A 16,021-nucleotide genomic window follows, 5' to 3' on the forward strand; every position below is an offset into this window, starting at 1 on the left:
ATCAACCTTCCTGAGTATCCAAGGCGGCCTACGGGCCGCCTTCTTTATTAGCAGCGGGCTAGCGCCAGAAGGTCGATACCGGCGCTTGTGGTGAGTAATGTCGCGCAACCTGGGCTTGGAAGAGCTCCGCTGTCGCCAGGGCATCGACCAGGGCATGGTGTCCCTGATAGCCAGGAAGGCCGTAGCGCGCCCGGCTGTTATGCAATCGAATCGACACGGATGGGCGACCCAGCCAGCGGCGCAGCCGTGCCCAGGCGGTCTGTCGGTAACGCTGCGCTTCGATGGACATGGTGTCGATCATCGGGAACTTGAACTCTTCCCCGACCGCCTCGTGGACCGCAGCATTGAGGAAGGGTCGTTCGATGTGCCGGAAGTGCACCACGACCAGGCGACCCGCCAGCTGCTCGAGCAACGTCTCGAGTATCGCCTCGAAACGTGGGGCATCGGCAATTTCATCGTGGGTAATACGATGGAAGGCGACGGAGGCCGCTTCCAGGGGGCGTCGCGGCCTTACGACCCAATAACGGCGTTTTGGCAAGGCGATCCTGTCCAGCGTAAATGGCACGATGCCCACACTGACGATGTCATGACGCCGCGCATCCAATCCGGTCGTTTCCAGATCGAGAGCGACCAGTGGCGCCTCGCCAATCGGCGTGTCGGGATGAAGACTCCCTTCGCCATAAAAACGCGCCAGGCGCCCATCCCGGGTCGTCTCGGCGCGGTGAGCAAAATAGTCGTCCCAGCTCGGCTGTTGCGGTGTGGCAAGGCGAAACGAAAGCATGGGCGGCGGGTTCAACTCCTGGAGGGCACGGGATAACGAAATTTCAGAAATTTCTGGGCATAACTCAGGACCTGGAAGGCATCCTTGAGATGGTGTCGCTCGGTATCCGACACATTGGCCGGTTCGACGGTATTGTCGGGCTCGCGCTCTTCTTCCAGCGACAGCACTTGATGCCTCAGACGAACCATCGAGATGAACTCGAGTGCATCACGTATCCGTTCACCGGTGCCCTCGGGCAATAGCTGCGTCTGAGCGATTTCGTCGAGTCGTTCGAAGGAATTCTGTGCCTGGGAGCCACAGGCCAGCGTATGCACGCGTATCAGGTCGACGAAAGGGGCCGTTCCCCGCCGTTTGAGATTGATGACATCCTTGTGGCGACCGTCCTTTTCCATGACGAAGGTTCGAAAGAAACCGAGTGGCGGCGTTCGATTGAGTGCATTGCGTGCCAGGGCCGCCAGAAAGAACGGGCTCTTGGGCGCCTGTTCTGCGACCAGGGCCTGCAATTGCTCGACCAAGGCCTCGTCCCCATACACACCGTCCAGGTCGAAAAAGATCGAGCTGTGTAAAAGATGCTCTGGGTTGGGGTGGACGATCCACTCCTTGAAGTAATCCTTCCAGACCCTTAATGGCTGACGCCAGCGCGAGTTGGTGGCCATGACGTCCCCCTTGCAGTAGGAGTACCCGCAGGCTGCCAGGCCGTCGCTGATCCGTTTGGCCAGTTCGGCAAAATACGCATCGTGCTGTGCGGGGTCGAAGCGATCGTCGAGCACGAGGGCGTTATCCTGGTCGGTGACCAGGCTCTGCTCATTGCGAGCCATGGAACCCAGCGCCATGAAGCAATAGGGCACGGGGGGCGGCCCCAGGTCCTCTTCGGCCAATTCCAGCAGGCGCCGCGTAAAGCTGCGGCCAATGGTGGTCATCGCCCTGCCTACCATTTGCGAGTTGGCCCCCTCGTTCACCATATGAATGAAGGCGCTGCGTACGTCGGGCTTGAGTCGCGCAAGCCCCTCGACACTCGGCTGGTTGAAGATGTTGTTGACCAGATAGAGGCTGTTATGGGTTTCGTAGCGAATGATGTCGGACAAGTGCAGTATTCCCACCGGCGTTCGCCGATGCAGGACCGGCAGGTGGTGCACGTTGCTCCTCAGCATGGCGAGCATCGCCTCGTGCACCGATTCGTCCGACTGGATACAGATGATGTTCTCGGTCACCACCTCGGAGACGGCAACGGACGATGACAGCCCCTCGGCCAGGACCCGGTTACGCAGGTCCTGATCGGTCAGGATGCCCACCAGGTACCATCGCATTCCATTACGGTCAGTGTAAGTGCGTTGGCTTTCATCGTCTGACTGGCGCACGATCAGGGCTGCGGTCGCGCTCGCGTCCTGCATGCGCTTGGCCACCTGCTGCACCGTGTCGCTATACTCGGCCATGACTGGGGCCCGAGTCAGCAGCTTGCGCACACGGGTGAGCATTAGCTCGTTGCTCTTGTCCTGCGCCTCGACAGCCGCCTTGAGACGGGGCTTTTCGAGCTCGACGAAGTCGGCAAACGCCTCATCCTGCTCGCAGAGCTTCTCGAAGACCGCGGCCGGCAGGAAATAGATCAGCGTATCCTCGAGCGCCCGGGCGGGAAAGCGCACGCGACGATCCCGCAGCAGGCTGAATTGGCCGAAGATATCTCCCTCGACGAGACGGTTATACAGCTCCCCGCTACGGCGAAATATTTCCACGGCGCCGCTGCGAATATAGAGCAGTTCCTCCAAGGGGTCACCGAACGCCAGAATGTCGGTTCCCGCGCGGAAGTAACTCACTTCGACCTGGCTAGCCACCTCGTCGAGCAGGTCATCCGACAGCGCCTCGAAGGGCGGATGTCGCCCCATGTGATCGCGTATTTCGAGAATTTCCACTTCCATGGCGCGCTCCCTGCCGAGTAAACGGTATGCCTGCCTGCTGTACGGTTCGCATAGTGTGGGTGGCTCCGCTTGGCCCTGTAAAGCGCTTGGCGGAAACGACGATGGGCCACCCTAGGGCGGCCCATCGTACCTCGCGGCTGGCGTTCTGCCGCTGCGCTCACTTCACGACTGTTCGGCCATTTCCTGAACGCGCTGCATCAGTTCCGGATCCTGCTGGATAGCATGACCGATGGCATTGAAAGTTTCGACTTCAAGGCCGCTGTCCTCAACGACTTCGACCATCTTGTCGTTGGCTTCCATGCGGATCTCCTGCTGCTGCGACTCTTCTTCCGCAGACTGCAGGCGCTGGGTATATTCCTGAGAGATTACCGCGATCTCCATGGAAGCATCTGCAAACTGCTGAAGTTGATCATCGCTGAAATCCTGAGCAGTCGCCTGAGACTGCTGCTGGGGTGCAGCGGCCGGGTCTTGAGTCGACTGCTGGGCCATGGTTGCCTGGGCCGTCATCATACCGCCGGCAAGCAGGGCCGCCGAAAAAAGTGCCGTCATCCGTTGCATGGAGACCTCCAAGGTATTTCGTAAATGGCACCCCTTCTGATGCTTATCGCTGGCTTGGGTTCAGCTTTTTTTGTAACGAGATGAAACTGCCCCGCACGGGGCAGTGTTTTTAGGCCATACACAGATTCGTTACCCATAGGCCAGGCTGGGCAACCAGGTAACCAATGCGGGGAACAGAATGACCGGTAAGACCCATTTTCCGTTGCCCTCCACACTTATGACCAAAGCACAGCCAAGCGGCTTGGCTTTTGCGTCGCATGACGGGATGATCTCCGCTCAATACATGTACTGACTGGTAATTCAATGACCTCGCCTCGTATGCAACACGCCTGGCTCACCATCATGCCGGCGCTTTTCGTTCTGCTTTGGAGCACTGGCTTCATCGGGGCCAAGTTCGGCCTGCCTTATGCCGAGCCCTTTACCTTCCTGTTCATCCGGTTTGCCCTAACGTTGGCACTGTTGATTCCGCTGGTTGTCGTGCTTCGCGGCAGCTGGCCGCAAGGAGGACGGCTGTGGGCTCATATCGGGGTGTCGGGAATGCTTGTCCATGGCGCTTATCTTGGCGGCGTGTTCTACGGTATCCGGTTGGGCATGCCGGCTGGCTTGGCATCGCTATTGGTCGGCCTGCAACCCCTGCTCACCGCGGCCCTGGCCAGGCCACTCCTGAACGAGCGGCTGGCATCGGTGCAGTGGATGGGGCTGGGGCTGGGCCTGGTCGGCATCGTGATGGTGTTGGGCAGCAAGCTCGACCCCGGTAGCGGTGAGCTTTTCCAGGGCTTCGGCCTGGGTGCCCTGGCGAGTGTCATGCTGGCCCTGATAGGTATCTCCTGCGGCACGCTCTACCAGAAGCGCTACTGCACGGGCATGCCGCTGATGTCGGGGACCGTGGTCCAGTACCTTAGCGCGGGGGCCCTGCTCGGCCTGGGCGCCCTGCTGTTCGAAGAGCGCAGCGTCGCGTGGACGCCGACCTTCATGCTGACCCTGGGCTGGCTGGTTCTGGTGCTGTCGATCGCCGCTATCCTGTTGCTAATGGCGCTGATCAAGCGCGGCGAGGCCTCTCGCGTGGCAAGCCTCTTCTACCTGGTGCCACCGGTAACGGCACTGGAAGCGTGGTGGTTATTCGACGAGGCACTGCCGCCCATTGCCCTGCTGGGCATGGCGATCGCCCTGACCGGTGTGGTCATGGTGGCACGCGGCAAACAGCCCGCCCCTGCCCAGCGCTAAGTGACTGATCAATTTCAGTAAACGGGCGTCCTGCCGATAAGCACGTGAACCATCAGCCACAGGGAACCGACACATGGGACAGTGCGCACGACATGACGATCACTGCGGGCGCTGCGACCGCCCTCTTCCCTTCGATTTCACCATGGCGTTCCAGCCCATCGTCGATCTCAAGGAAGCCCGCATCTACGCCTATGAGGCCCTGGTGCGGGGAGTGAACGGCGAATCCGCCTATCAGGTGCTTTCCCAGGTCACCGACGATCTACTCTATCGTTTCGACCAGGCCTGCCGAATCAAGGCCATCGAGCTGGCTCATCAACTCGATATGCAGGAGATCCTTTCGATCAACTTCCTGCCCAAGGCCGTCTACGCGCCCCAGGCCTGTATCCAGGCCACCCTGGAAGCTTCGAAGCGCATGGGCTGGCCCAGGGAACGAATCAACTTCGAAATCACCGAAACCGAACGTGTCCAGGACCGATCCCACTTGCGCCGGATCATCGAGACCTACCGCGAGATCGGGTTTACTACTGCGCTGGACGATTTCGGCAATGGCTACGCCAATCTCGACTTACTGACCGACTTGCGCCCCGACAGTCTCAAGCTGGACCGTGAGCTGATCATGGGCTGCGACCATGACCCCCGACGTCAGGCCATCGTGCGTGCTGTCGCCGTGCTGGCCGAAGAGCTGGGGACCCAACTGGTTGCCGAAGGAGTGGAAACCCGTGAGGAAGCCGTCTGGTTGGCAAATCAGGGTATCTGCCGTCAGCAGGGGTTTTTCTACGCCCGCCCAGCGGTGGCCGCACTGGCCTCGGGCCTGCAACAGACGCTGGATGCACTACGTCATGAAGTGCATGCACCCCTGCCCTGACGCGCTTGAGTTCCGCAGGATGAAGGCCAAGCGCCGAGGCGATGCCTCGGCGCTTTCGGTGGGTCAATGACTGACTAGTCGTTCCCGTCCAGGGAGGACTGCGCGGAGAACGAGTAGATTGTCTGAGAGCGGTAGGTTTCGCCCGGCTCCAGGATCGTCGAGGGGAATTCGCTCTGGTTGGGTGAGTCCGGGAAGTGCTGGGTCTCGAGGGCGAATCCCGAGCGCTTTTCGTAGGCTTCGCCCCGCTTTCCGGCCAGATCGCCCGCCAGGAAGTTGCCTGAGTAGAATTGCAGCCCCGGCTCGGTCGTCGCGACCTCGAGTACCCGGCCACTGTCGGGGGACCAGACACGCGCCGCCAGCCTGGGCGAGTCACGCTCACCGTCCCGCGACAGCACGAAATTGTGATCGTACCCCTTGCCCCGGCTAAGTTGCGTATTGTCCTGTTCGATTCGCTCACCGATCTGCGTCGGCTCGGTGAAGTCGAAGGGCGTGCCCTCCACAGCACGGATTTCTCCGGTGGGAATCAGGGTTTCGTCCACCGGGGTGAATGCTTCGGCATCGATCATCAGATAATGATCGAGAATCGTGCCACTGCCCTCGCCATCGAGATTGAAATAGCTGTGCTGAGTCAGGTTGACCGGTGTGGCCTTGTCGGTGGTGGCGTGATAGTCGATGACGAGTTCGTCGTCATCGGTCAGGATGTAGGTGACGCGGGTCTCCAGCGTCCCCGGATAGCCTTCCTCACCATCTTCACTGGTGTAGGAGAGGATGAGTCCCGCCCCGTCGGCATTCTCGAAGGGTTCGGCATCCCACAACACCTTGTCGAAGCCCCGCTCACCGCCATGCAGGTGATTGTCGCCATCGTTGCTGGCCAACTCATAGGTCTGGCCATCGAGTTCGAATTGCGCCTTGTCGATGCGGTTGCCATAGCGGCCGATCAAGGCGCCGAAATAGGGATTGGCGTCCCGATAGGTATCTGAAAGGTAGGCATCCAGTGACTCGAAGCCCAGTACGATGTCATCGAATTCACCGGCAGTATCGGGTGTCTTCAGCGACACGATGATGCCGCCATAATCGATGACCTGCATCTCGATCCCATTGGCATTCACGAGGCGATAGGCCGTGACTTCCCGCCCATCGGGAAGCTGGCCAAAGGATGTCGTCTCGATGCGTTCGGCGTCCCGCTCCATGGTCTTGTCGTTCTCCTCCGCTAGGCTAGGCTGAACCCCGAGTGACAGCATGACCATGCCGATGCCCGAGGTGAGTCGCAGGGTATTCTTGTGAGTATGCGTCATTGTGACTCCTGGCTTTCGTTCGACCGTCGCGTTGGGCCCTTTGCCCGCGTTCAAGGTAGTCGGAGCGTCTCGATGTCACGAATACGTCTTTAAGCCAGGCACGATATCTCTTTGGTTATCGCGACACGTCGCGTAGCGAACCTCGTTACCGATCGCGTCTGCTGGGTCTCGACCTACGTCTAACAAAAGATCGATTCAGAGCTGCTCGAGGTAGGCCTGACCGCCAAGGTTGCGCATCTGCTGGCGAATCCAGACGCTGCGCTGCTCGGTGCGCGGCCCTGGGCGGGAAGCACTCCATTCCCGCGGGTTGGGCAGGATCGCCGCCAGCCGGCTGGCCTGGACCTCGGTGAGCTGGTGTGCGCCGACACCGAAATAGTGCTGCGCCGCCGTCTCGAGACCGAACACCCCGCTATCCCACTCGACGATATTGAGGTAGACCTCGAGGATCCGCTGCTTGGGCCAGATCAGCTCGATCAGCATCGTGAACCAGGCTTCGAGCCCCTTGCGCAGCCAACTGCGCCCCGACCATAGGAACAGGTTCTTGGCCGTCTGTTGGCTGATGGTACTGGCTCCGCGTAGACGGCCTCCGTCACGGCTCGCTTCCCAGGCCCGACGCATCTCGGTGAGATCGAAGCCGAAATGCCGTGGGAATCGTTGGTCTTCCGCAGCGACCACCGCCAACTTGGCGTGACCGGACAGTTCCGCCCAGGGTCGCCACTGATGCTGAATATCGAGCGGCTCACCGGCTGTCCAGGATTCGAGCTTGCGCTCGACCATGACCATGGAACCGAATACCGGCACGACCCGGAACAGCATGACCAGCCCGATCGACAGTGCCACGAAGCCCACCAGGCCCAATAGCACCCCGCGCAGCGCCTTGCGCTTCCAATCCTGCGTCATGAATATCCCTTCAGTTGCCTCGACCCCGTTCAGGGCATTCGCGCAGTATAACAAGGCGCGAGGGCTTACCGAGGGCATAAAAAAAGCGCCGATCGCTCGGCGCCTTGTCAGTGCTCTCGTGCTGACGGTTCACTAGTGCTTGAAGAGGTACTCGGCGTGGTAACGCAGATGGTCCTCGATGAAGGTCGCGATGAAGAAGTAGCTGTGGTCGTAGCCCGGCTGGCGACGCAGGGTCAAGGGATGGTCGTGGGTCTTGCAGACCGTCTCGAGACGCTCGGGCTTGAGCTGCTCGTCCAGGAAGTTATCCGCCTCGCCCTGGTCGATGAACAAGGGTTGGCGCGAAACCCCCTTGGCAACCAGCTCACAGGCATCGTACTGGCGCCACTCACCGCGCTCCTCGCCGAGATAGTTCTTGAACGCCTTCTGTCCCCATGGGGCGTCCATCGGATTGACGATGGGCGCGAAGGCCGACACGGCGGCAAACCGACCCGGCTGACGCAAGGCGAGGACCAGGGCGCCCAACCCCCCCATCGAATGGCCGCTAATCGACTCGCGCCCATTGACCGGGAAATGCTGGCGTACGACCGAAGGCAACTCCTCGTTGACATAGTCGTACATGCGGTAATGCCTCGCCCAAGGCTCTTGCTTGGCGTTGAGATAGAACCCGGCGCCGGACCCGAAATCGTAGCTGTCGTGCTCTCCGGGTAGATCCAGCCCGCGCGGACTGGTATCGGGACACACGATGGCGATTCCCAGCTCGGCGGCCACGCGCTGCGCGCCGGACTTCTGCATGAAGTTCTCGTCGGTACAGGTCAAGCCCGACAGCCACCACATCAGCGGTACCCGTGTCTCTTCCGCCTGGGGCGGGAGATAGATGGCAAAAACCATCTCGCAATCCAACGCGCGGGAATGATGGCGATAGCGCTTGATCCAGCCACCGAAGGACTTGGTCGCCGACTCAAGCTCCAGCGTTTCGGACATTGTCATGGGCTTCTCCTTGTCTTGCGACTCACGGTCTCACGGTGTGACGGCGTCTTGCTCAACATGATGACCCGGTTCGCCTCAGAAATGCAGGACGCTACGAATGCTCTTGCCGGCATGGAGCAGCTCGAACGCCTCGTTGATCTGTTCGAAGGGCATGTCGTGGGTAACGAATTCGTCGATCTTGATTTCGCCCTTCATGTAACGCTCCACGTAGCCTGGCAGCTCGGTGCGTCCTTTGACACCCCCGAACGCCGAACCGCGCCACACCCGACCGGTAACCAGCTGGAAGGGGCGTGTCGAGATCTCCTCGCCGGCTCCGGCGACACCGATGATCACCGATTCGCCCCAACCCTTGTGGCAACACTCCAGGGCCTGGCGCATGACGTTGACGTTGCCGATGCACTCGAAGGAGTAATCGACCCCGCCGTCGGTCATGTCGACGATCACCTGTTGGATCGGATCGGCATGGTCCTTGGGATTGACGAAATCGGTGGCACCGAACTGACGCGCCAACTCGAACTTGTCGGCATTGATATCGATGGCGATGATGCGCGAGGCACCGACCATCTGCGCGCCCTGGATCACCGCCAGGCCGATCGCCCCCAGGCCGAACACGGCAACGGTCGAACCGGGCTCGACCTTGGCGGTATTCATGACCGCACCGATGCCGGTCGTGACACCGCAACCGAGCAGGCAAATCTTGTCGAGCGGCGCCTCGGGAGAGACCTTGGCCAACGAGACCTCGGGCAGCACCGTGTATTCGCTGAACGTGGAGCACCCCATGTAATGATGCAGCGTCTGCCCGTTGAGCGAGAAACGCGACGTGCCGTCGGGCATGACACCACGGCCCTGGGTCGCGCGAACGGCGCTGCACAGGTTGGTCTTGCCGGAAAGACAGAACTTGCATTTGCCACATTCAGCCGTGTATAGCGGGATCACGTGGTCGCCGGGTTTGAGGCTGGTGACGCCCTCGCCTACCTCCTGGACGATACCTGCCCCTTCATGACCGAGCACGGAGGGGAACAGGCCTTCAGGATCGGCCCCGGACAAGGTGAAGGCGTCGGTATGGCAGACACTGGTGGCCTTGATCTGTACCAGCACTTCGCCCGCCTTGGGACCATCGACCTCGATCTCGGTCAGCTCCAGCGGCTTGCCCGCTTCAAGGGCTACGGCAGCGCGTGATTTCATTCGTCTCTCCTGAGGATGTGGCAACCTTACGTCGAACGACATCGACGCGCGATGTCGCCCAATTAGTTGTCAGTCTAGGCGAGGGCGCGGTGCGGGAAAAACCGCGGTAGACTCACAAGATTATTGCTGTGTGGCAACAATCGACAGGAGTCGCAGACATGCATCGCTGGGATCGAATCGAGGCGTTTACCGAGGTGGTGCGGCTAGGCACCTTCTCGTCGGCGGCCCTCCAGCTCAAGGTATCGACCTCACACGTCAGTCGACTGGTCAGCCAGTTGGAAAGTCAGCTCGATACCCCGTTGCTCTATCGCACCACGCGCCAGATTCGCTTGACCGATGCCGGGGCGCGCTACTACGACCACTGTCGCCTTCTGCTAGAGGGATTTCGCGAAGCTGAGGCGTCGCTGGGAGAGCTTCAGCGCGCGCCCCGCGGCCTGCTCAGCCTGACCTCAGCCACCACCTTCGGCGAGCGGTTCATCGCACCTCTGGTCAACGACTTCCAGCGCCGCTATCCCCAGCTCGAGGTCTATATGCACTTCACCAATCGTCAGGTGGAACTGATCGACGAAGGGTTCGATATTGCCATTCGCATGGGCGTGCTCAAGGACTCGACGCTCATCGCGCGGCGGTTATGCCCGAGGCGGGAATATGTGGTGGGTTCAAGGGATTACTTCGAACAGATGCCACGGCCGCACACACTGGCCGAACTGGCCCAGCACCATTGTCTGCTAGGCTCTCGCAACAGTTGGCTATTCGCATTGGACGGAGGCCGCCGGGAGGTCCGCGTACAGGGCCGGTGGCAGGCGAATTCGGGGCCGGCCCTGCTGGATGCAACGCTCAAAGGGCTGGGGATCGCACAATTGCCGGATTACTACGTCGACCCCTACTTGAGAAGCGGCGAACTGGTGTCGGTACTCGATACCTTTCAGGATACCGGTACCGCGGTATGGGCCGTCTATCCAAGCCACCGGCATCTATCGCCCAAGGTACGCCTGTTCATCGACTTTCTTGCAGAGCACCTGGGTCACGAAAGCCGAGAATGAACCCATCAGCCCACAGAGCGTTTCAGGTGGCCTCTTTCGGTTGGCCGAGAACATCGCCGGATAACGCCCAATTCGAGGCACTTTCCAAGTAGATGGGCGGGAGGCTGTCGCTGAGGTAGTAATCGTCGAATTCAGCAAATTCAGCGAGACGCTCCGGGTCCGGTAGGTGGACTCGATGTCGTTCGCGATAGACCAATCCTTCATCGCGTAATGTCGAAAAGGTGCGGCTGACATGAACGTTGCTCAGGCCCAGAGCATCGGCGAGTTCTTCCTGCGATAAGGGCAGGCGAAAATGACCCTCGTCAACCGCGCCGTTACGTTCCAGACGCAGGTAGATCTCGTAGAGAAAATGCGCCAGACGCTGCTGTGCAGTGCGATGTGCCATATACACCAGACGCTCGCTCAACATGGCCTGCTGGCGGCAGGATATCGCGTAAAGAATGGCCGTCAGGGTCGTCGAATGGCGGAAAATTCTCAGCAACTGCTGGTGAGTGAATCGACACAGCACGCCGTCCTCGATCATGGTGACGCCCGCCTGGCGACTCGCGAAGGCAAACTCGCGTAACCCGATGATATCTCCGGGCAAGTAGACCTTGAGGATCTGGCGGTTACCGTCATCGAGATTGCGAAACGCGTACGCCCAGCCCTGGAGAAGGGTACAGAACTGGCCCGTCCTGTCATTTTCCTGCCATATAATATCGCCGGCCGTGACCGTCATCGGATCCTGCTCGAGCTCGCCAAGCAGGGCTTTTTCTTCGTCCGATAAGGGGCCGTAATGGCTAAAATGGTGGGTAATCCAGCTCGTAATTTGGCCCACGCTTAGGCGCTCTCCAATAGATACCAGAATAAAGAGAAGCGTTACAGCTAGTTAGCTTCTTTCAGCGGACGAAGCCATTGTGTAGCAGCCAAAGCATTCAAGAGAATAACGTAGGTTAAAAACCCAGGCACAGCTAGCAAAGCGGGTCAGTATCATCACCAGATAATGCCTACTGCCAGGCGACTCCCACGGCTACGCGAGGGCCGCGAGCCGTGGGCGAATGATGGGCTACTACCCAGCCGAGGAGGATGGGGCAGGGATTTTCGCCAGTGAGGCGGCGCCCAGTTTCCTGAGATTATCGTTGAGGTAGCAACCATTGAAATCGCAAGCCTCGCTCAAGGCCTGCAGATCTGGAATTTCGACCCAATGCCGATTCCGAAAGACCAGGCCGCGCTCGTTGAGCAAGGTGAAGGTACGACTCACATGAACGGCACTGAGTCCCAGGGCGTCTGCCAACTGCTCCTGGGAGAGCGGCAACCGGAAGCGCCCATCGCCACCCTCACCGGTTCGCTCCAGCCGTGTGTAGGTCTCGAAGAGAAGATGACAGATTTTCTGGAAGGCACTGCGCCGTGCCAGGTTGACCAGACGCTCCGTCAACAAGGCCTGGTGACAACTGGAAACGGCGAATAGGATCGTCGTCAGCGTGGCGGAACGCTGAAACAGGTCGAGCAGGTGCTGATGCGGAAAGCGACAGATCACGCCATCGTCGATCATCATCACCCCGGCAAGGCGCTGGGAAAACGCGAACTCGCGAAGGCCGATGATATCGCCAGGCAGGTACAGTTCGAGTATCTGGCGGCTGCCGTCCTCGAGATGGCGAAAGGAAAATGCCCAGCCACTGCGCAAGGTGCAGAATTCCTCGGCAGGCTCGCTTTCCTGCCACAGCAATTGGCCGGCCCGCGTGTCCACTGGACTACGCTCCAGATCGCAAAGCAGTTGTTTGTCATCCTCCGCCAAGTTGGCGTAATGATTGAAGTGTCGAATGATACAACTGTGGGTGTCGTTCACCGTTATCGTCTCCTCGCAAGGATAGCCCCAGGCAGAGCACCGGTGCCTGTTGGTCATTTACGCCGACCTGGCGTGGCCCAGGCCACCCTATTCCCGACCACGCCTGGCCCGACGCGTTCCGTCAGCCTTTTTCTTTTTATATCAGAGCACAAAAAAAGCGCCCGTGGGCGCTTTCAATCACGCTTGCGAAATCAGCATTCGATGGCATTGACCGCCAACCCACCGCGCGAGGTTTCCTTGTACTTGTCCTGCATGTCGCGTCCGGTATCGCGCATGGTGCGAATCACTTTATCCAGCGAGATGAAGTGCACCCCGTCACCGCGCAGGGCCATCTGGGCCGCGTTGATCGCCTTGACCGATGCGATAGCGTTGCGCTCGATGCAGGGCACCTGAACCAACCCGCCCACCGGATCGCACGTCAGCCCCAGATTATGCTCCAGGGCGATCTCAGCCGCGTTTTCCACTTGCATCACACTACCGCCCATGACTTCGGCGAGCCCAGCGGCTGCCATGGCGCACGCCGATCCGACCTCGCCTTGGCAGCCCACTTCGGCGCCGGAAATCGAGGCGTTCTTCTTGCACAGAATGCCTACCGCGCCTGCCGCGAGCAGGAAGTCGACGACATCGCGTTTTGAGGCCCCAGGCTGAAACTTCATGTAGTAATGCAGGACGGCAGGAATGATGCCGGCAGCCCCATTGGTGGGCGCGGTGACCATGCGGCCGCCCGCGGCATTCTCCTCGTTGACCGCTAACGCAAAGACATTGACCCAATCCATGGCGGAGAAGGTCGACGCGATCAGGCTCGGGCGTTCCTCAACCTGCAATAACCGCCGATGCAAGTCCGCCGCCCGCCGCTTGACGTTGAGGCCCCCCGGCAAGATACCGGTGGTGTGCAACCCACGCTCGACGCAGGCCTGCATCGCCTCCCAAATCGCCCAGAGCTCATCCCGGATCTCGGCCTCGCTGCGCCAAGCCTTCTCATTCTCGAGCATGAGCTCGCTGATACGCAGACCGTGTTGCTCACAGCGCTTTAGTAGCGCCTCGGCGTTATCGAAGGGATAGGCCTGCTCAGGGCCCGATGAACCGAACTCGCCTTCTCTTGCCGCCGCCTCGTCGATCACGAAGCCACCACCTACCGAGTAATAGGTATTGGTTGATAACACCTCGCCATCCCAACCCTCTGCGGTGAGACGCAGGGCATTGGGATGGTGTGGCAATGCCTCGTCGACCAGTTGCATGTCGCGACCCCAAAGGAATGCGATGGCAAGGCGGTTATCGAGCAGCAGCGTCTGGGATTCGATGACCTCCTCGATACAAGGCGAAATCGTCTCGGGATCGATATGCTCCGGTGTTTCCCCCATCAGGCCCATGATCACGGCGCGATCGGTGCCATGCCCTACGCCGGTGGCCGACAACGAGCCATAGAGGGTAATTTCGACCCTTGCGACTCGCTCCAGCAGCGATCCGCTGCGTAGCGACTCGAGAAAGGTATTGGCAGCCCGCATCGGTCCTACCGTATGCGAACTGGACGGCCCGATGCCGACCTTGAACAGATCGAATACGCTGATGCTCATGAGCACTCCCGACGAACGTGATTTGTATTAATGACCTGGGCTTATGGATCAATCTGGCTAAAGCGTATCGCTTCGCACTACATGATTGCTCCGTGTATTGGTATATTGGATCGACTCCCGACGCCCTACAATCGACGATTCTTAAGCCCGGATATAGTAAATCTAAACCATGAAACAGAGCTTGAATGCCCAGACCCATGCCTGGCTCAAGGTGTTCTCGGCCAGTGCCCGCCACCTTTCGTTCACGCGGGCCGCCGAGGAATTGCATGTCACCACCGGCGCAGTGAGCCAGCAGATCAAGCAGCTCGAAGAGCGTCTCGGGTTCAAGCTATTTCGTCGACTGCCGCGCCAGCTCGAATTGACCGAAGAAGGTCGACGTCTATCTGCCGTGGTAGGCACCGCCTACCAGGCCGTGGACATGGAAGTGAAGCGGCTGCGCTCGGGGGTCATGACCGGGGTGCTACGCCTGCGTTCGGTTCCGTCGTTTCTCGCTAAATGGCTGATGCCACGGCTCCCTCGCCTGCAGGCGCGCTTTCCTGACATCGAACTGCAGGTCATCGCCGAAGACAGCAATATTTCCCTGCGTGACGGGGAATTCGATCTGGCCCTGGACCTCAATGACGGCCATTACCCTGGCTTTGCGATCACTCCGCTCATGAAGGAAGTCATCTTTCCTGTCTGCGCCCCGCGCCTGATGCGCGGCAGGCCTCGCCTCGCCCAACCCAGTGACCTAGCCTACTATCCTTTACTACACGATGTGACGGCTTGGCGAGGAAGTCAGGATCACGCCGAATGGGAGCATTACCTGAGGGCCATCGAGGCGCCCCACATCAATGTTCGACGTGGCTACACCTTCAACCGCAACCAGTTGACGATGGAAGCCGCCATTGCGGGCATGGGCGTGGCTATTGCACGACAGACCCTGATTACCGATGAGCTCAGAACCGGTGCCCTGATCGCCCCTTTCGCCCAGCGCGTGGAGACCGGCAAGCGCTACGGCATCGTGCATGCACCGGGCTCGCTCGATGATCGGCGTGTACGGGCTGTGCATGACTGGCTCCTGGAAGAGGCTTACAGGAGTGATGGGAATGAAGTGGCAAGCTTTTAGATATGACGATAAAATGACAACCATTCATTCATGAATGTATTTATCTTGGATTGCTAATGCCTCCCACGCCTACGACGTACCCCATCGGTTTTGCCGCTACCTGCGCACGCGCCACGCTCTACATTCTGCTCGTGGCCGCGCTGATGCAAGGCGCCTATTTGGAAGCGCTGTACCTGGACGAAACGCGCTTTTCCGAACTTGGCTTTACCGAACTGGCCCAGACCGCCCTGCTAGCGATCGTTTCGCTGCTGCTAATCTATACCCGTCAAGTTCTTAAAGCCGCGCCAGCCTTGACGCTGTTGATGTTCGCCTTCGTGTTTAGCTCGTTGATCCGCGAACAGGATTCTTTTCTGGATACCTATGTCGCCAGGCATACCTGGAAAGTGCTGGTGGCGCTGGTCATCCTGCCCACCCTCTATTGGGTGATCAGGCATCGGCGCCAATTCCTCGAGGAGTTTATCGCCTACGCCAACACCTTCTCCTTCGGCCTCTTCGCCTCGGGCTTCCTTGTCACCTACGTATTCTCGCGCCTGTATGGACGCAGCGAGATGTGGATGGCCATCCTCGGGGAGCATTATCAGCGCACCTTCAAGGATGCCGCCGAGGAGATCACCGAGCTACTCGGCTACAGCCTGATTCTGGTCGCCGTCATCGAGCTCGTCCTGCTCGCGAGGCGCTGGCAACAGGCCCGCGCCATCCCCTGAATGCCAGTGACTTATTCTTAGGGGCCGGTGACGGCCCGCTATCTGCCGTCAAACGCAAG

General features: G+C 59.8%; 15 protein-coding genes. 5 read left to right on the forward strand and 10 right to left on the reverse strand.

Going from position 1 to position 16,021, the window contains the following annotated elements; all coding sequences use genetic code 11:
- Positions 1-58: 58 nt before the first annotated feature.
- The 3 genes from JH15_RS05875 to JH15_RS05885 form a co-directional block, all read right to left on the reverse strand.
- Positions 59-781, reverse strand: coding sequence for a 3'-5' exonuclease (locus JH15_RS05875; protein WP_043527887.1), 723 nt, complete (start codon positions 779-781; stop codon positions 59-61).
- An 11-nt stretch (positions 782-792) separates the two neighbouring features.
- A complete protein-coding gene (locus JH15_RS05880) occupies positions 793-2,694 on the reverse strand; it encodes a DUF294 nucleotidyltransferase-like domain-containing protein (protein WP_043527888.1) in 1,902 nt (633 codons plus the stop codon).
- A gap of 162 nt (positions 2,695-2,856) precedes the next feature.
- A complete protein-coding gene (locus JH15_RS05885; RefSeq protein ID WP_043527890.1) occupies positions 2,857-3,252 on the reverse strand; it encodes a DUF4168 domain-containing protein in 396 nt (131 codons plus the stop codon).
- Positions 3,253-3,555: 303 nt separating this feature from the next.
- Here JH15_RS05885 and JH15_RS05890 point away from each other — a divergent pair, with 303 nt between their 5' ends.
- Together JH15_RS05890 and JH15_RS05895 are read left to right on the forward strand one after the other, a co-directional pair.
- Positions 3,556-4,476: a DMT family transporter gene (locus JH15_RS05890; RefSeq protein WP_043527892.1), complete on the forward strand. Its 921-nt coding sequence runs from the start codon at positions 3,556-3,558 to the stop codon at positions 4,474-4,476.
- A 73-nt stretch (positions 4,477-4,549) separates the two neighbouring features.
- Entirely contained in the window at positions 4,550-5,341 is a 792-nt protein-coding gene (locus JH15_RS05895; protein ID WP_043527893.1) for an EAL domain-containing protein, read from the forward strand.
- Between the two features lie 74 nt (positions 5,342-5,415).
- Here the strand turns inward: JH15_RS05895 and JH15_RS05900 are convergent, their stop codons facing one another.
- The 4 genes from JH15_RS05900 to JH15_RS05915 all read right to left on the reverse strand — a co-directional run bounded on the left by JH15_RS05900 (position 5,416) and on the right by JH15_RS05915 (position 9,708).
- Positions 5,416-6,636, reverse strand: coding sequence for an aldose epimerase family protein (locus JH15_RS05900; RefSeq protein ID WP_043527895.1), 1,221 nt, complete (start codon positions 6,634-6,636; stop codon positions 5,416-5,418).
- A 195-nt stretch (positions 6,637-6,831) separates the two neighbouring features.
- Positions 6,832-7,536 carry a monofunctional biosynthetic peptidoglycan transglycosylase gene (gene mtgA, locus JH15_RS05905; RefSeq protein WP_043527896.1) on the reverse strand — a complete coding sequence of 235 codons (705 nt, stop codon included), beginning with the start codon at positions 7,534-7,536 and terminating at the stop codon, positions 6,832-6,834.
- Positions 7,537-7,668: 132 nt separating this feature from the next.
- Positions 7,669-8,523, reverse strand: a complete 855-nt coding sequence (gene fghA / locus JH15_RS05910) for an S-formylglutathione hydrolase (protein WP_043527897.1) — start codon at positions 8,521-8,523, stop codon at positions 7,669-7,671.
- 75 nt (positions 8,524-8,598) lie between these two features.
- Positions 8,599-9,708, reverse strand: coding sequence for an S-(hydroxymethyl)glutathione dehydrogenase/class III alcohol dehydrogenase (locus JH15_RS05915; protein WP_043527898.1), 1,110 nt, complete (start codon positions 9,706-9,708; stop codon positions 8,599-8,601).
- 158 nt (positions 9,709-9,866) lie between these two features.
- Between JH15_RS05915 and JH15_RS05920 the strand changes: the two genes are divergently transcribed.
- Positions 9,867-10,751, forward strand: a complete 885-nt coding sequence (locus tag JH15_RS05920) for a LysR family transcriptional regulator (RefSeq protein ID WP_043527899.1) — start codon at positions 9,867-9,869, stop codon at positions 10,749-10,751.
- Between the two features lie 22 nt (positions 10,752-10,773).
- On the opposite strand, the gene JH15_RS05925 is transcribed toward JH15_RS05920, so the two are convergent.
- The 3 genes from JH15_RS05925 to JH15_RS05935 form a co-directional block, all read right to left on the reverse strand.
- Positions 10,774-11,568 carry a Crp/Fnr family transcriptional regulator gene (locus tag JH15_RS05925; RefSeq protein WP_052383916.1) on the reverse strand — a complete coding sequence of 265 codons (795 nt, stop codon included), beginning with the start codon at positions 11,566-11,568 and terminating at the stop codon, positions 10,774-10,776.
- A gap of 231 nt (positions 11,569-11,799) precedes the next feature.
- Complete coding sequence (locus JH15_RS05930) at positions 11,800-12,576, reverse strand: Crp/Fnr family transcriptional regulator (protein WP_052383917.1); 777 nt, start codon at positions 12,574-12,576, stop codon at positions 11,800-11,802.
- A gap of 191 nt (positions 12,577-12,767) precedes the next feature.
- Positions 12,768-14,150 (reverse strand): L-serine ammonia-lyase, encoded by a 1,383-nt coding sequence (locus tag JH15_RS05935; protein ID WP_043527901.1) that lies wholly within the window; start codon positions 14,148-14,150, stop codon positions 12,768-12,770.
- 169 nt (positions 14,151-14,319) lie between these two features.
- Between JH15_RS05935 and JH15_RS05940 the strand changes: the two genes are divergently transcribed.
- Positions 14,320-15,258 (forward strand): LysR substrate-binding domain-containing protein, encoded by a 939-nt coding sequence (locus tag JH15_RS05940; RefSeq protein WP_043527907.1) that lies wholly within the window; start codon positions 14,320-14,322, stop codon positions 15,256-15,258.
- 56 nt (positions 15,259-15,314) lie between these two features.
- Positions 15,315-15,962 (forward strand): hypothetical protein, encoded by a 648-nt coding sequence (locus JH15_RS05945; protein WP_043527915.1) that lies wholly within the window; start codon positions 15,315-15,317, stop codon positions 15,960-15,962.
- The last annotated feature ends 59 nt before the right edge of the window (positions 15,963-16,021 follow it).

This window comes from Litchfieldella xinjiangensis (assembly GCF_000759345.1).
Taxonomy (GTDB): Bacteria; Pseudomonadota; Gammaproteobacteria; order Pseudomonadales; family Halomonadaceae; genus Litchfieldella_A; species Litchfieldella_A xinjiangensis.